The sequence below is a fragment of the Erwinia sp. 1181_3 genome, from assembly GCF_052824965.1.
In genome coordinates this window covers 310,334-325,822 of record NZ_VTDE01000004.1, presented here as the reverse complement: position 1 = coordinate 325,822, position 15,489 = coordinate 310,334, and the positions used below count along the sequence as shown (strand labels likewise).

Below are 15,489 nucleotides of genomic sequence, written 5' to 3'. Positions count from 1 at the left end.
TCCTTAGAGATATTCAGGGAGTTCACGTTGTAAAGGGTAAGAAAGTCAGATTATGATGTCTAATATATTAATAATCTCGAATGATACTTTTAACATATGAATATCGAGTTGCGTCACCTGCGTTACTTTATCGCCGTGGCAGAAGAGCTACATTTTGGCCGTGCGGCACTGCGCCTGAATATTTCCCAGCCGCCGCTCAGCCAGCAAATTCAGATCCTCGAGCATGAAATAGGCGCACGCCTTTTCGCCCGTACCAACCGCAGCGTCCAACTGACGGCGGCCGGGCAGCAGTTCCTGCAGGATGCTCGTCTGGTACTGCAACAGGTCGATCAGGCTGCCGACAAAGCTGCGCGCCTGCATCGCGGTGACGAAGGCGAAATACGTATTGGTTTTACGTCATCCGCCCCGTTTATCACCGTCGTATCAGACGCATTGTTCACCTTTCGTCAGCGCTTCCCGGCGGTCCATATCCAGATGCAGGAGATCAATACCCGCCAGCAACTGGCGCCGCTGGGTGACGGGCGGCTTGATTTAGGCGTGATGCGCAATACCCTTCTGCCGGAAACCCTCGATCATCAGCTGCTGCTTCGTGAACCCATGTATGCGCTGGTGCATCGTGCCCATCGCCTGGCAGGCAGGCCGCAAATTGCACTGAGCGATTTGGCGCAGGAGCCCTTTGTCTTCTTTGACCCGCAGGTGGGAACAGCGCTGTACGGTGAAATTCTGGGGTTACTTGGCCGTTACGATATTCAACCTAATATTGCTCAGGAAGTGGGGGAAGCAATGACGATTATCGGCCTGGTGTCTACCGGACTGGGCGTCTCTATTCTTCCGGCATCTTTCCGACGCGTGCGCCTGAGCGATGTGGTGTGGATCCCGCTGGTGGAGCAGGACGCGCGTTCGGAAGTGTGGCTGGTGTGGTCGAAGCAACGTGAGATTCCTGCCGTGGTTGCCGCGATGATGACGTTGTTATTGCCGAAATGATCTGGCAATCGCGGAAAACATGAGCGTTCAGCAACGGTTTATGTGCGGCAAATCACATATCGAATCAAATATTTGACGCCATCTGATAAGTGTTTCACCATGAGCGAAATGCTTTATTTTGAAGCGTGAAAATAACAGACAGCAGCGCCTTTTAAGACAGGTGATAAGTGGGAGTGGGGTGTGATTGCGGATAGTCAGCCTGGTCATATTGACCAGATTAAACAGACTAATGCCGGAGCGGTGTACCGACTGATTGATCGGTTTGGTCCCATCTCGCGTATAGAGCTGTCCAAAAAAGCGCAACTGGCCCCGGCCAGCATCACGAAAATTGTGCGTGAAATGTTGGAAGCGCATCTGGTGCAGGAAACGGAATTTCAGGACCCAGGCAGTCGTGGTCGTCCGGCTGTCGGACTGGTGCTGGACACCCAGGCCTGGCACTTCCTGTCTGCCCGTATCGGTAATGGCGAAATCACCCTCGCGCTGCGCGATCTCAGCAGCAAAATGGTCGTTGAAGAGCAATTCCCCCTTCCCGCAGAGGCCGATTTGCCGTTGTTGACGCGTATCGTCCAGCAAGTCGACCAGTTCTTTATTCACCACCAGCACAAACTCGAGCGTCTGACGGCCATTGCCATCACACTGCCGGGCATCATGAACAGCCAGTCAGGTATTGTTCACCGCATGCCGTTTTACGAGGTTGATGATATGCCGCTGGGCCCGGTTCTTGCCGAGCGCACCGGATTGCCAGTGTATATTCAGCATGATATCTGCGCCTGGACGATGGCAGAATCGCTGTTTGGTGCTTCACGCGATGCCAGCGATGTGCTTCAGGTGGTGATTGATCACCATGTGGGCGCCGGGGTGATTACCGGTGGGCGCTTGCTGCACGGTGGTAGCAGTTCGCTGGTTGAGATCGGTCATACTCAGGTCGATCCGTGGGGAAAACGCTGCTATTGCGGGAATCATGGCTGTCTGGAAACCGTGGCCAGCATCGACAATATGCTTGAACTGGCGGCGCAGCGGATGCAGGCGTCGATGAGTTCGGCATTGCATAATCAGGCGCTGACCATCAATGCCCTGTGTGAGGCTGCACTGGCGGGAGATCATATCGCCTGCGATGTCATTGCCGGCGTTGGCAACAGCGTAGGGCGTATTCTCGCCATCATGGTCAATCTTTTCCATCCACAAAAAATTCTGATTGGTTCTCCGCTTAATCAGGCGCAACATATTCTGTTCCCTGCCATCGTTAACTGTATTCGCCAGCAGGCATTACCCCGCTACAGTGCTGACCTTAAGGTAGAATCCACTGAGTTTGCGAATCTGGGCACTATGCCGGGTGCCGCACTGGTAAAAGATGCTCTCTACAACGGCTCCTTATTAATCAAACTGCTACAAGGCTGATAAATTCACTAAACATTGCGCTAACGCAATCCCCGACATCCGGCACTACCCTACAATTTTCGTTCATTCATCAAGTACGAAAATTATCAATGAGGCCAGGCAGTGCCTGTCGGAGTCATCCCATGTTAAAACGTTTATTTGTCACCGGCACAGATACGGAAGTCGGTAAAACCGTGGTGTCGCGCGCGTTATTACAAAAGCTGGCAACGGGCAGTAAACAGGCCGTAGGATATAAACCCGTCGCGAAAAGTAGCCAGCAAACGGAAGAAGGGCCACGCAATAAAGATGCTCTGGTTCTACAGGAATCCTCCTCAGTGCCGTTGCCTTACCACGCCATTAATCCGGTCACCTTACTGGAAGATGAAATTAGCACCAGTTGCACACCCATCAGCTATGCCGCGCTCAGTCGCGGCCTGCAAGCGCTGGATCAACATGCAGACTATATCGTGGTGGAAGGGACGGGCGGCTGGCGAAGCCTGATGAATGATCTGCGCCCGTTGTCTGACTGGGCCGTGCAGGAGCAACTTCCGGTCGTACTGGTGGTTGGCATCAAACTGGGGTGCATCAGCCACGCATTGCTGACAGCGCAGGCGGTGATTAACGATGGACTGCCGCTGTTAGGCTGGGTGGCGAATCGCATCAATCCGGGATTGGCCCATTACGCGGAGATTATTGATGTGCTGCGCGACAAAATTCCGGCACCGCTGCTTGGCGAACTGCCGTATCTGCCACGTGCGGAAAGCCGCGATCTGGCGCATTATTTGGATTTGACTGCGCTGAATTTATAGCAGGGCGGGATTTTGTAGAGGCGGACCTTTTTTTTCTGTCCGCCTAATCACCTTAGGCCCGGCAAAAGTCGCATCCCTGCGGGACGCGTGATCTCAACGTTTACATCACTCTTCTTATCTCTGCCTCAACACCTGAGTTTATTATTTTTTTGAAAAGATAAAAATTCGGCCATAGTCGATTTCAGAATAAAGTGTTCGCTTTTTTCATGTGCTCAAAAAATTAAAATAGTCAAGAAGATTGCATTGAAAACAATCCACACTTCTCTTAAAATGCATCGATATGAAACATGTAATTTCAAAGAGGTTTTCGGTGAAAAATACTCACGCTCAAGAATTTTTGGAATATTACCTTTCACTCAAAGCTGAGCCTCGTTATGCTGTTCTTATTAATGGTGAATGGGGGGCAGGCAAGACCTGGTTTGTTGATAGTTTCCTGGAGGACTATAAAAAAAACCATCCAGATTTTAAAATGCTTAAGGTAAGCCTGTATGGGGTCAACTCTCTGGAGCAAATTGAGAATGAATTTTTTAAACAAATGCACCCTATACTCTCGAGCAAAAAGTTTGTCGCGGGTTCCAGAATAATTAAGTCATTTCTGAAGGGCACTATAAAAATCGATCTTGATGGAGATGGTAAGGATGATGCGAGTCTTAATGTTGAAATGCCGACGATAGATTTGAAAGACTTCATAGCTGATAGTAATAAATTCGCCCTTGTTTTTGATGATGTTGAAAGAACAACGTTAACATTACCTGTGCTTCTGGGGTATATTAATCATTTTGTTGAACTAGGGGGCGTGAAGGCAATTCTGGTGGCGGATGAGATGCATATCAATGCGATGGATCCCGACTATAGCAAAGCAAAGGAGAAACTCATCGGAAAGACGTTATTAATAGAACCTGATGTTGAAAGTTCCGTTCACAAGTTTATCACTCTGATTGATAACACCACGTTAATGAATATATTTAAATGTAATATAGATTTGCTTGTGACAGTCCATTCTCAATCTGGCTTTAACAATGTCAGGATCTTGCGACAGGCTTTTTTTGATTTTGAGCGCCTTTACAACAGTCTCGATCAGGCACACAGGAACCATAAAAGTTTTATCAGAGATTTATTATGCCAGTTCCTCATATATGCTTTTGAGCATAAAAGTGGGGGTTTTACACAACCCTGTTTTGAAACGATAGACACACAAATGAAAGACCTCATTATAAATACCTCTGAGGAACATAGTAGTGCTTTCTTACGTATAAGCAGGAAGTATACGGTTGGATTGCTATCGAATACCATTTTTCATGGCAGCTTGTGGGGCAATATAATCTGTCATGGGATTATTGAAAAAAAAGTTATTCATCATGCTGTAAACATATCATCCTATTTCAGGAGTGAATGCTCAGCGCCATGGGAACGCTTATGGAATTACCATGACTTAACCGACGACGATTTAGAGTATAACCACAGTAAACTCAAGGAGAGACTCGAAAGTGATGAGGTTGAATGTTTAGGGGAGATTTTAATGTCCGCCAGTATTCTTATTGAATTAGTCGAGAGTGAGCTGAGTGGTGATACTTATAACGATGTTAAAGAAAATATCAAGGGGAGAGTTGATGGTTTTTTGAGGAGAAATGAGATTGCGGAGTTACATAAAGCTGGTGAGTTTTTTGGTGGTTATTCACTCACTGCCTGGCAGGGAATGGGGTACCTTGCAAGGGATAATCATAACTTTAAAGAAATCGTTGAATATGTAAAAAAAAGAAAGGTTGAATACAGTAGTGAAACCTTGCCAGAAATGGCGAGAAAACTCATTGAAGATATAAAATCCTCTAAAATGGATCTGATTGTTGAGTTATCTTCTACAAATAATAATAAGTATATGTTATATGAAAAATCTTTCCTAAATTATATAAGATGTGATGATTTTGTTGAGGCTTTTATTGATACTGATGCAAAAACAAAACGTGAAATAATCACCAGGGTAAAATATCGTTACGATAATAATTATTATCCTGCAAACCTAAAGGATGAATTTCAGTGGCTCAATGAACTCAGAAGTGCATGTAATGAAAAAATTGAAGGGTTAGGAAAAACTATTCTAAGATTTTATCTGAGAAATTTTGTTAAATATGCATTGGATCCTTCAATCGAAAACCAGTCTAAACTTTATTGTCATGATTAATCGCATTTTTATGGAATAATCATCACGCAAAATTATAATTAACCGATGAGATATAATCCCGTACTTGAGCATACCATGACGTTAGCGCCGGCGCTGGCCGAGTAGATTCTGGAAAAGCTCAACATAAATTATTTTCCGGCGATAACTGCGGCCAGCTTGGCGAATTTATATCAGGCGTAGTGCCAGTCGGTTCCTTTCGATAATATACGCAAACGTATCGATTCTATCTCTGCGCAACCTCAGTCCTTACTGGTGCTACACCCGACGACTTCTTTGTTCACTAGCTAAAGTATGGTACCGGCGGCACCTGCTGGGCAGGTCACGTTGCGCTGTATGCAATGCTGAATTTCCTTGGTTTTCCTGTCTACTTTGGATTGTGTACCATGCTCTCTCAGCAGCCTGTACCAGCGGGGTCACCAGGTCACGGCACACTCTTCGTTGAGGTTGAGCAAGACACGTTTATCATTGATGCTACCATGCTGCACGGTCAGCCGCCCCCCTTAAGAGAAGGGCACTTATCCCATCCCGTCTGGGGAACACACACCCATCAGTGCGACGGTAACTGGTACTTCAACTGGAAACCGCTAGGGCGCCCACGGCTGGATTCCCAGATCCTATACAGGGATGCCTCGGCTGCTGAGTACGCAGGGCGTCATGAAATGAGCCGATACAACAGCCGGTTTGATGGTGCATTACTGATCCGTCTGGCTCAACCGGAGGGGATTAACGGGATCATCAAAGGGGGAGAACGTGATGAGAGATGCCGCAGGCATTGGATCTAAAACCAGAGTCTCTCACGATCAACAGCGTAAGCTGTTAATTGAACAGTTTGGTATTGCAGAGGAAATTGCGATGCGCCTTCCTGAAAATATGACAGAAACCCGCTGAAGATATTCGGGCCCCGGTATCCGTCCAGGGCCTGATGTTAGCGCAGCGCTATTAGCCCGGATTCAGCACCCGTCGCGTACGCCCTGAACTGAGGTAATCTGCAATATAATCCTGCGAAATCTCCCCGCTGTAACGACCCTCTTCATCGACAATCGGCATCCATACCATATTGTGTTCGTACAGTTTCGACAGCACCACGCGCAGGTTCTCTTCGGCCCGGCCCGTCACCGTAAAGTGGTGTAACAGGTCAGCACACTGACCGCTGGCACCACGCGCTTCCCGGCGCTTCACAAAGCCCAGTGGTTTACCGTCTTCGTCCACCACGGTAATCGAGCGCAGATCGTTATCATCCATGATGCCGAATGCATCAGACAGCGGCGTGGATTTACGCACGGTGAGGGTCGGTTGCTGGTCGGTCACATCACCGGCCTGCACCAGAAGCAGACGTTTTAACGTGCGGTCCTGGCCGACAAAGGAGCCGACAAACTCATTGGCGGGTTTCGCCAGCAGCTCGTCCGGGCTGGCACACTGCACGATTTTACCCTGGCCAAACACGGCAATACGGTCACCCAGCTTCAGCGCCTCATCAATATCATGACTGACCAGCATCACGGTTTTTTTCAACTGACGCTGCATATCCAGAAACTCATTCTGGATCACTTCACGGTTGATCGGGTCGACCGCGCCGAAGGGTTCATCCATCAGCAACACCGGTGGATCCGCTGCCAGCGCACGGATAACGCCAATACGCTGCTGCTGTCCGCCGGACATTTCACGCGGATAACGATGCAGGAATTTTTTCGCATCCAGCGCCATCATGCTCATCAAATCGCTGGCGCGTTCTTTACAACGCTGCTTGTCCCAGCCCAGCATCCGCGGCACCACGGTAATATTCTCTTCAATGGTCATATTCGGGAACAGACCAATCTGCTGAATGACATAGCCAATATTACGGCGCAACGTCACGGTATCCAGCCCGCTGGTGTCTTCTCCGTTGATCAGGATCTTACCGCTGCTGGCAGGGATCAAACGGTTAATCATTTTCAGCGTGGTGGTTTTGCCGCAGCCGGAAGGGCCGAGCAGCACGCACATTTCACCCTCCGGGACGTTCAGGCTGACATTGTCCACCGCATTGACGCTGGACCCATTTTTCTGTTTGAAGGTTTTGGTGAGATTTTCCAGTTTTATCATTATCGGATCCCCTTAGGTGTCAGTGCGACCTGCAAACGGTGCAGCAGCCAGTCAAGAACGACGGCCAGTAAACAAATCATCAGTGCGCCAGCGACCAGCATGCGGACGTCACTTCCGCTAATACCATCCAGCAGCAGCAGGCCCAGACCGCCAGCACCAATCACTGCCGCGATAGCCATCACGCCAACATTCATCACAACGGCGGTGCGAATACCGCCAAAAATCACCGGTAACGCCATCGGAATTTCTACCCAGCGCAGACGTTGCCAGAAGGTCATGCCAATCCCCCGTCCTGCTTCGCGCAGCCCGCCGGGCAGATTCTCCAGCGCGGTGTGGGTGTTGCGCACAATCGGCAGCAGGGAGTAGAGAAACACTGCCGTGACGGCGGGCAGCACGCCAATACCCTGACCGATCAGCGAAAATAGCGGGATCATCAGACCAAACAAGGCGATAGAGGGAATGGTCAGTACAATGGTAGCCAGGCCGAGTACCGGGGTGGCCAGCCACTTAAAACGCACAATCAGAATACCGACGGGGACGCCAATCACGATAGCGAAACCCACCGCCAGCGCCACCAGCCACAGATGCTGGAAGGTGAGGCTCGCCAGGTAACCGCTGTTGTCCATGATGTAATGAATCGTTTCCACCTGGCCTCCTTAAAGCATGTTATGGGATGTCAGGAAATCACGTGCCACCTGTTGCGGTGACTGATGATCGATATCCACTCGTTTGTTCATTTCAGTAATCGCCTCATCGGTGATTAACGGTGACAGCTTGTTCAGTGCGGCATCCAGACCCGGATGGTCCTTCAGCGCTTTTGCCGTGACCACGGGCGTTACGGCGTAGCTGGGGAAAAATCCTTTATCATCTTTCAGCACTTTCAGGTCGAAGCCTTTTACGCGGCCATCGGTGGTGTAGACCAGCCCGGCATCGACAAAACCGTCGCGAATGGCGTTATACAGCAGCCCCGGATCCATCTGGCGGATCTGCGGACGATCCAGCGGCATGTTGTAGGCTTTTTGCAGCGGTTTCAGGCCATCTGAGCGCCCGGCGAATTCCAGATCCAGTCCCAGCATCCAGTTGTTATCCGGGTCGGTTTGACGCACGTGCTCCAGCTTCGCCACCATCTGTGAAATCGTCTCAATATGCTCGGCTTCGGCCCGTTTGGCCGACATGGCAAAAGCATAGGTATTGTTCATCGGTGCCGGGTTAAGCCATACCAGACCCAGCTTCGCATCCAGTTTTTTCACCGTCTGCCAGGTCTCATCGGGTGACATCCGCTGCGTGATATGGTTGAAGATAATCAGTGAGGTCCCGGTGTACTCCCAGGTCATATCAACCTGCTTATTGATCATCGCATTACGACCAATTACCGTGGCAATATTGGTTTTGGGTTCGATCTCGAAGCCCTGTTTGCGCAGATACTGTGTGGTCAGCGCAGACAAAATATGCTGCTCGGTAAAGCTTTTGGTGGTCATCACAATCGGGGCTGCCGTTGCCATACTGCTCAGTGTCAACGAGGCGGCAAGGGCGAGGGTGGCGGTACGTAGCCAGCGGGTCAGTACAGTAGCATCAGCCATCATCCGTTCCTTATTCTTCAGGCAGTGTGTGGGCTGAGGAGACGGCCAAGGCCGGCCAGCAACAGATCGAGGATCAGGGCAAACAGCGCAGTTGCCGCAGCACCCAGGATCAACGTCGGGAAGTCATTGAGGTAAATACCGGGAAAAATCAGCTCGCCGTAGCTGCTGGCCCCAATCAGAAACGCCAGTGGGGCGGTGCCAACGTTGATGGCCATTGCCACGCGGATACCGGAGAGCATGACCGGCATCGCGTTCGGAATTTCCACCTGACGCAGGCGCTGACCTTTGGTCATGCCGATGCCATTGGCAGCCTCAAGCAGGGAGTCCGGCACTGAACACAAGCCGGAATAGGTGTTGCGCACGATGGGCAGAAGTGAGGCCAGGAACAGTGCGATGATCGCCGGGCGATCGCCAATGCCGATCACCACCATTGCCAGCGCCAGCACCGCCAGCGGGGGTAACGTATTACCGACGTTAAAAATCTGCATCACGTACTCGGCCCAGCGACGGGCGCCGGGACGGCTGAGAATGATACCGCTGGGAATACCGATTAACAGGGCAAACAGCATAGACCAGAACACCAGCGTCATGTGTTGTTGCCCGAGGTAGATCAGATCGACGCGTTTCGCCTTAATGGTCTCAATCCCCAGCCCCCAGACCAGCAGGGCGATGATCGCAGCGACAAACAGCGTCGCCAGTAAGGCACGCCGTAACAGCGTGGAATGTGGCATATCAGTGTTCTCCCTGGGGGGCAAATAAGCATTAAAAGTGTTTATCTCGTGGGCGATTATCACTTTACCCGGTAAACTTGCTTTCAAAGCTATAGCAGCGTAACGGCAGATTTGCCAAATTTCTGGCCGAAAATCAGCAGGATACTTTTTCGGCAAAAAAGGCGTCAGCCGTTGATAGCGCTGGGAAAATCGTCGATGAAAAAAATTCATCGATGTTAAGTGACACCGTCACAGATGGCATAGAGCACAATCCGAAAACTGTTGTGTGGAATATCATGCACACTTTCAGGACGTACAACAGAAAGGGGATATATGACGGAACAGACTGCGACACAAGTGACACACCGTCACTGGGTCTTGATCGCTTCGATGCTGGCGATGTTTATGGCCGCCATTGAAGTCACGATTGTGGCCACCGCCATGCCAACGATTATTGCCGAGCTGGGGGGCTTCTCTCAGTTTGGCTGGGTGTTTTCAATCTACCTGCTCACTCAGGCGGTCAGCGTGCCGATCTACGGTCGTCTGGCAGATCTCTGGGGCAGAAAGCGGATGTTTTTTATCGGCACCGGGCTGTTCCTCATCGGGTCGGTGTTATGTGGGTTCGCCACCAATATGGGCTGGTTGATCCTGTTCCGCGCCTTCCAGGGGCTGGGGGCCGGGGCGATTATGCCGCTGACCTCCACGATTATTGCCGATGTCTATCCGCCGAAAGAGCGCGCGGGCGTGCAGGGCTGGCTGTCGAGCGTGTGGGGTATCGCGGCGATTGTCGGGCCGCTGACCGGGGCCTGGCTGGTGCAGCACTTTAACTGGGCGTTGATCTTCTGGGTCAATGTCCCCATTGGCATTGTGTCGATGCTGTTGCTGGCGCGGTTTTTCCCTGAGTCGAAGGAACGTAGCCCGCATCGGCTCAATCTGGCAGGCAGCGCCTGGCTGATGCTGACCGTCAGTGCATTGCTGGTGGCCCTGCTGCAGGCAGAAGCACTTGGCACCCTGTTTGTTGTTGCACTACTGGTCCTGGCCGTGCTGGCGGGTACCGCGCTTCTGCGGCATGAACGTCGGGCCAGCGAACCGCTGTTTCCACTGGCGATCTGGCGCAGTCGCACACTGCTGGCGGGTAACGCGGGAAATCTGCTGATTGGTGCGGCGATGATGGGGATCAGTGCGTTTCTGCCCACCTGGATCCAGGGCGTCAATGGCGGAACGCCACTTCAGGCGGGCAGCGCACTGGCGATGATGTCGATCGGCTGGCCGCTGGCCAGTACGCTCAGCGGGCGTCTGATGCAGCGTACCTCTTACCGGTTTACCGCGCTGCTGGGTTCCGCCTTGCTGATCGCCGGCACCGCATTGTTACTGACGCTGCACCGGGAAAGCCCGGTATGGCACGCCGGGCTATTTGCTTTTGTCATCGGCACCGGCATGGGCATGACCAGCACCACTTTCCTGATCGCGGTACAGAACACGGCCGACTTTGCCATCCGGGGCATTTGCACTGCCTCGATTATGTTCAGCCGTATGCTGGGATCGGCACTGGGAACAGCGTTAATGGGCGCGGTACTGAATTACAATTTACTGCTGCGTTTGCCTGGCGATAATGATCCGGTACAGCAGGTGATGTCACACGCTCAGCGACAGCAGATTGATGCCCCCAGTCTGGAGGTGATGTTGAGTGAAATTGCGCATTCGCTGCACTGGGTGTTTGCGGTATCGACGGTGATTGCGGTGATGAGCCTGGTGATTGCACGCTTTGTTCCGGCAGAGAAGCCACACTAGCGGTAAGGCAGGGCGGCCCTGAAGGGTCGCCCTAAAGAAGACTACTGCGCAGGGGCATCCTGAGAGGTGCCTGCACTGGCGGGAACGCTGTTGTCACCGTCGTTACCCGTACGTTTGTAGACGATTTTCTGCGTGTCATTTTCGCAATGCCCGACAACCTGTCCGCCAGCCTGATCGGCCTGGTCGTTAGGGACAATATCGAGCGTAAAACCGGAAGCCGGCACGCCATTGTTAATGATTTTCTGATTAATATCGGCTTTGACCGTTTCGCACGACGCCTGAACGGCCAGCGGCATCGCGACAATCAGCCCGGTTAACATCCACTTAAACCCTTTCATCATTTCATCCTTATTTGTGTGAAAATCCCGCTAACTATAGCAGTTAAATCCACTTATGGCGCAACCGGACGGCCGGTGCGACGGTCGAGGCAACGCAGCGTATTGGGTTCCCAATAGGCATTCACATTCAGGCTATGTTCGCAGCCGTCTCGGGTATCAAATGCGCGGTCAGTTTTATCAAACTCTTTCTCCACGCGGGTGTTCACTTTGTTACGCAGACTGCGGGTCGCATCCCACTGCTCTTTCTGTTCGCGTGCCTGCTCGGTGGTGAGGGCATTATCGCCGTCTGAAATAATCAGACGGTCAGTACGCGCCTGAGCGCTGTGCTGAACAGAAAACAGCGCGGTCAGTAGCAGCAACGGGACAGTGGCTTTTGTCAGCCGGCTTTTCAGGGTATTCATCATCGGTTCCTTTATATAGGCAGCCACGGCAACGGCGACTGAACAGGTCATGTGGTGTAGTATATCACCAGCTTTCAGGCCCTCACCAGTCTGCCCGATACTGCCGTTTACCATCGAGAGAGAAAAGAAAACGTGCTGACCACGACACTGCTGTTTTTTGCCACGGCATTAGCCGAAATTATCGGTTGTTTTCTCCCCTGGTTGTGGCTGAAGAAAAATGCGTCTGCCTGGCTGTTACTGCCCGCGGGCGTCAGCCTGATGGTGTTTGTCTGGTTGCTCACGCTGCATCCGGCAGCCAGTGGGCGCGTTTACGCGGCTTACGGCGGGGTTTATGTGGTCACGGCGCTGTTGTGGTTGCGTATTGTCGATGGGGTAAAACTGAGCACCTATGACTGGGTGGGGGCCGCCGTGGCGTTCTGCGGAATGTTGATTATCGTGGCAGGATGGGGACGGGCCTGAAGACAGGCCCGAACAAGGTTGATTACGCCTTGTGGACGCGCAGGCCCGCCTGGCTCTGACCCACAGGCATCATCTCCAGTGCGCTGATATTGACATGCTTCGGCAGGGTGGCAACCCACCATACGGCTTCGGTCACATCTTCCGGCGTCAGCGGTTCCGTACCGTCATACACGCTGCCCGCACGGGAGTCATCACCTTTAAAACGCACGTTAGAAAACTCGGTGCCGCCGACCAGACCCGGTTCGATATCGGTCACACGTAGCGCCGTACCGTGCAGGTCGGTACGCAGGTTGAAGCTGAACTGGCGTACAAAGGCTTTGGTGGCACCGTAAACATTCCCACCGGGATAAGGCCAGCTTCCGGCAATTGAACCGATGTTAATAATGTGGCCAACATTTCGTTCGACCATCGCGGGCAGCAGGGCGCGCGTCATGTACACCAGGCCTTTATTGTTGGTGTCGATCATATCTTCCCAGTCTTCCAGGCTGGCGCGCTGCGCAGGCTCAATACCCAGCGCCAGACCGGCGTTATTGACCAGCACATCAATGTTGCGCCACTCAGCAGGCAGGCTGGCCACGGCGGCATCAATGCCCGCGCGGTCCCGCACATCCAGTACCAGCGTATAAATACTCTCACCAAACTCCTGTTGTAAGGCCTCGAGACGCTCCTGACGGCGACCGGTCGCAATGACTTTATGGCCCTGGGCGATAAAGCGACGGGTAATGCTCTGACCAAAACCGGCGGTGGCACCGGTAACAAATACGATCATCTCACTGTTCCTCAACACATTTTGGATTTTTATCACCTTACCATCTGATGGCCGAGGTGATAAGAAGCGAATTGTTATGATGAATGAGAAAGAATGGATAACACCCCCTGGCAATAAAAACTGCACAAATTTCACGCACCCCCTGGCTGCTTCTATGCATGATCAGAACTGTGGTGAGTTATCGACTTGCACCATCACCACATTAATTTTTGAAACTGAACTAACAGTGACAGTTTCAGCAGGATCACTGCCTTTCCAGCAATATCCCTCCACTGAACAGAAATTTTGCTTAGTGTAGCCAAGAGATGCCAGATAAGCGTTAACCCTACTGGCATCAATTGTATTGTAAAACGTAACCGAATAGACAAGTGATCCGGGACCCGCCACGTTATAAAAATCAAACTCATAGCGGTCAGATATTCTTGGTATTTTTTTCAGGATGTCCGGGGTGTAAAATTCATATTCCCGCTTATCTTGTTCAGTGTAGTGTGCGCTACCCGCCAGCTCTATTTTTATCGTTGGCCAGCAGTAAAAAAACACGCCTGCTATCACAACGATAATGAACAGTGTTGCTTTAAGTGAACTTTTCATACAATTAAATCCTTCCTCTTGCCATCTTGTATGAAAGAGCCATCCATGGTTGCAATAGCAACGTTTCCTGATTTCCAGTCATTGTAGGGTTTTATGGCCTGCATGAAATTAGGCAACTGGCCTAAGCGTGGTTTAGCGTTTGGGAATCGCTCTGGGTTCGGGAATAATAATGGTCGGAAGGTTTCATTTTTCCAGGAACCGATTTTTCCGTAATAATCCCATCTTTTCAGTGCCTCTGCTTTGCTGACTGGACGCAGCATTGCGAAAGGATTCTGAACGGAAACAACACGGTAAAAGCCCAGCAAGTCTGACACCAGGTCTTCTCCACTAAATCCACTGTCAGTCACCATATTGTTAGGAAATGAACCCTGAAATGCTTCAAACTTTCGCGCCATTGTCATCATCATAGCGAGTGCGATGCTTTTGCGTTCTTGATAAGGACGTCCCTTTCGTATACGCCATTGGATAAACTTTCCTACCCGAATTATCCGGTACGGAGATACCATAGACTGGGCATAGGTGGCATCGTAGCGACTTGCACTCATTGCTTCACCAGCGTCGAATTTGCTCATCAATATTCTGATGTCATCTCCTCTCGCATGACCAAGATCAATCCAGCCCAGCACTTCCGTGTAGATCAGGCCACCTCTGGCACTTGCCGCTTGTGAGCCATCAATGATTTCATTCCGTGTACTCATTCCTCAAAATTCCCTTTCTGTTAAAAAATACAATTTAATTATTACGGCATAGCAAGTCTGGGCTCCAGGCTTACGCTTAGCAGGGATGGCATTGGTTAAATCTGACAATCAGGGTTATATCTCTCTGTTTTCTTTGATATTCCATCCTGACGAGAATTCAGCGCCACGGGAACCTTCCTGTGTTTGCTCAAAATAATGATTACTGACCTCTGCTGCTCTGAAGCAATAGGTGACGCCAAATAAATCCTGTTCCGATGCACCATTAAATATTACATCCGTTACCATGACCTGCTTTAGTGTTATCCTAAAAAATTCTAGTTGTTCGCCACCAGCCTTACATGAAGAAAGCTGTACCGAATTAATATGTTTCCCATTCGATACATAGCGCACAAGACCAGATGTTGCTTTATCGATAAACGCATTCACCGTTAAATCACGATATATGACTTTCCCGGAGCCTCCGCCGCTTCCTGTTTCCATGCCAGATGGTTGCGTAGCACCCCAGCTGAATGATTCTATCTGTATCCATCCCTGATGGCGGGCATCTCTTGACTCCCCTGTGACACCATCAATTTTTAAGAAAATGTCCGTACTCATATCGTTCTCCCTTAGTTATATATTATGTGGACATTACCTTAAAAAGGGAATTATGGGAAGTGGACATAAACATTGAATTACATATTAAAAGCACAAAGGATATTTCTTAAATAAAGCCAGTAATTTA

At 50.8% G+C, this 15,489-nt stretch carries 17 protein-coding genes; 7 read left to right on the top strand and 10 right to left on the bottom strand.

Translation table 11 applies throughout. The annotated features are described in order from the left end of the window. Nucleotides 1-96 precede the first annotated feature (96 nt). From FY046_RS13465 to FY046_RS13445, 5 genes are all read left to right on the top strand, one after another. Nucleotides 97-984 (top strand): LysR family transcriptional regulator, encoded by an 888-nt coding sequence (locus FY046_RS13465; protein WP_133845146.1) that lies wholly within the window; start codon nt 97-99, stop codon nt 982-984. Nucleotides 985-1,164: 180 nt separating this feature from the next. Continuing rightward, nucleotides 1,165-2,382, top strand: a complete 1,218-nt coding sequence (gene mlc / locus FY046_RS13460; RefSeq protein WP_446186159.1) for a sugar metabolism global transcriptional regulator Mlc — start codon at nt 1,165-1,167, stop codon at nt 2,380-2,382. 122 nt (nt 2,383-2,504) lie between these two features. Beyond that, complete coding sequence (gene bioD, locus FY046_RS13455) at nt 2,505-3,170, top strand: dethiobiotin synthase (RefSeq protein WP_446186158.1); 666 nt, start codon at nt 2,505-2,507, stop codon at nt 3,168-3,170. A 310-nt stretch (nt 3,171-3,480) separates the two neighbouring features. Next, entirely contained in the window at nt 3,481-5,349 is a 1,869-nt protein-coding gene (locus tag FY046_RS13450; protein ID WP_446186157.1) for a P-loop NTPase fold protein, read from the top strand. Between the two features lie 753 nt (nt 5,350-6,102). Continuing rightward, a complete protein-coding gene (locus FY046_RS13445; RefSeq protein ID WP_446186156.1) occupies nt 6,103-6,237 on the top strand; it encodes a hypothetical protein in 135 nt (44 codons plus the stop codon). A 51-nt stretch (nt 6,238-6,288) separates the two neighbouring features. On the opposite strand, the gene osmV is transcribed toward FY046_RS13445, so the two are convergent. Genes osmV through FY046_RS13425 form a run of 4 tightly spaced genes read right to left on the bottom strand, consistent with a single transcriptional unit; the run spans nt 6,289 to nt 9,739 of the window. Then, nucleotides 6,289-7,428, bottom strand: coding sequence for an osmoprotectant ABC transporter ATP-binding protein OsmV (gene osmV / locus FY046_RS13440; protein WP_200642134.1), 1,140 nt, complete (start codon nt 7,426-7,428; stop codon nt 6,289-6,291). After that, nucleotides 7,428-8,075, bottom strand: a complete 648-nt coding sequence (gene osmW / locus FY046_RS13435; RefSeq protein WP_159337188.1) for an osmoprotectant ABC transporter permease OsmW — start codon at nt 8,073-8,075, stop codon at nt 7,428-7,430. The genes osmV and osmW overlap by 1 nt, the downstream gene beginning before the upstream one ends. A 9-nt stretch (nt 8,076-8,084) precedes the next feature. Next, nucleotides 8,085-9,008, bottom strand: coding sequence for a glycine betaine ABC transporter substrate-binding protein (locus FY046_RS13430; RefSeq protein ID WP_200642133.1), 924 nt, complete (start codon nt 9,006-9,008; stop codon nt 8,085-8,087). 17 nt (nt 9,009-9,025) lie between these two features. Continuing rightward, nucleotides 9,026-9,739, bottom strand: coding sequence for an ABC transporter permease (locus FY046_RS13425; protein WP_133845130.1), 714 nt, complete (start codon nt 9,737-9,739; stop codon nt 9,026-9,028). Between the two features lie 312 nt (nt 9,740-10,051). Between FY046_RS13425 and FY046_RS13420 the strand changes: the two genes are divergently transcribed. Beyond that, a complete protein-coding gene (locus FY046_RS13420; RefSeq protein ID WP_133845128.1) occupies nt 10,052-11,509 on the top strand; it encodes an MDR family MFS transporter in 1,458 nt (485 codons plus the stop codon). A gap of 41 nt (nt 11,510-11,550) precedes the next feature. Here the strand turns inward: FY046_RS13420 and FY046_RS13415 are convergent, their stop codons facing one another. Together FY046_RS13415 and FY046_RS13410 are read right to left on the bottom strand one after the other, a co-directional pair. Beyond that, a complete protein-coding gene (locus FY046_RS13415) occupies nt 11,551-11,850 on the bottom strand; it encodes a DUF1161 domain-containing protein (protein ID WP_407647794.1) in 300 nt (99 codons plus the stop codon). Between the two features lie 50 nt (nt 11,851-11,900). Further along, complete coding sequence (locus FY046_RS13410) at nt 11,901-12,248, bottom strand: DUF1283 family protein (protein WP_200642130.1); 348 nt, start codon at nt 12,246-12,248, stop codon at nt 11,901-11,903. A gap of 132 nt (nt 12,249-12,380) precedes the next feature. Between FY046_RS13410 and FY046_RS13405 the strand changes: the two genes are divergently transcribed. After that, the gene (locus FY046_RS13405; protein ID WP_133845126.1) at nt 12,381-12,707 is read left to right on the top strand and encodes a YnfA family protein; all 327 of its coding nucleotides are present in this window, start codon (nt 12,381-12,383) and stop codon (nt 12,705-12,707) included. 22 nt (nt 12,708-12,729) lie between these two features. Here FY046_RS13405 and ydfG read toward each other — a convergent pair whose 3' ends face one another. The 4 genes from ydfG to FY046_RS13385 form a co-directional block, all read right to left on the bottom strand. After that, the gene (ydfG, locus tag FY046_RS13400; protein WP_446186155.1) at nt 12,730-13,476 is read right to left on the bottom strand and encodes a bifunctional NADP-dependent 3-hydroxy acid dehydrogenase/3-hydroxypropionate dehydrogenase YdfG; all 747 of its coding nucleotides are present in this window, start codon (nt 13,474-13,476) and stop codon (nt 12,730-12,732) included. A gap of 162 nt (nt 13,477-13,638) precedes the next feature. Continuing rightward, nucleotides 13,639-14,067 (bottom strand): hypothetical protein, encoded by a 429-nt coding sequence (locus FY046_RS13395; RefSeq protein WP_133845122.1) that lies wholly within the window; start codon nt 14,065-14,067, stop codon nt 13,639-13,641. Beyond that, complete coding sequence (locus tag FY046_RS13390) at nt 14,064-14,765, bottom strand: hypothetical protein (RefSeq protein ID WP_446186154.1); 702 nt, start codon at nt 14,763-14,765, stop codon at nt 14,064-14,066. Before FY046_RS13390 ends, FY046_RS13395 begins: the two co-directional genes overlap by 4 nt. 114 nt (nt 14,766-14,879) lie before the next feature. Continuing rightward, a complete protein-coding gene (locus FY046_RS13385; protein ID WP_133845118.1) occupies nt 14,880-15,362 on the bottom strand; it encodes an Hcp family type VI secretion system effector in 483 nt (160 codons plus the stop codon). Between the last annotated feature and the right edge of the window lie 127 nt (nt 15,363-15,489).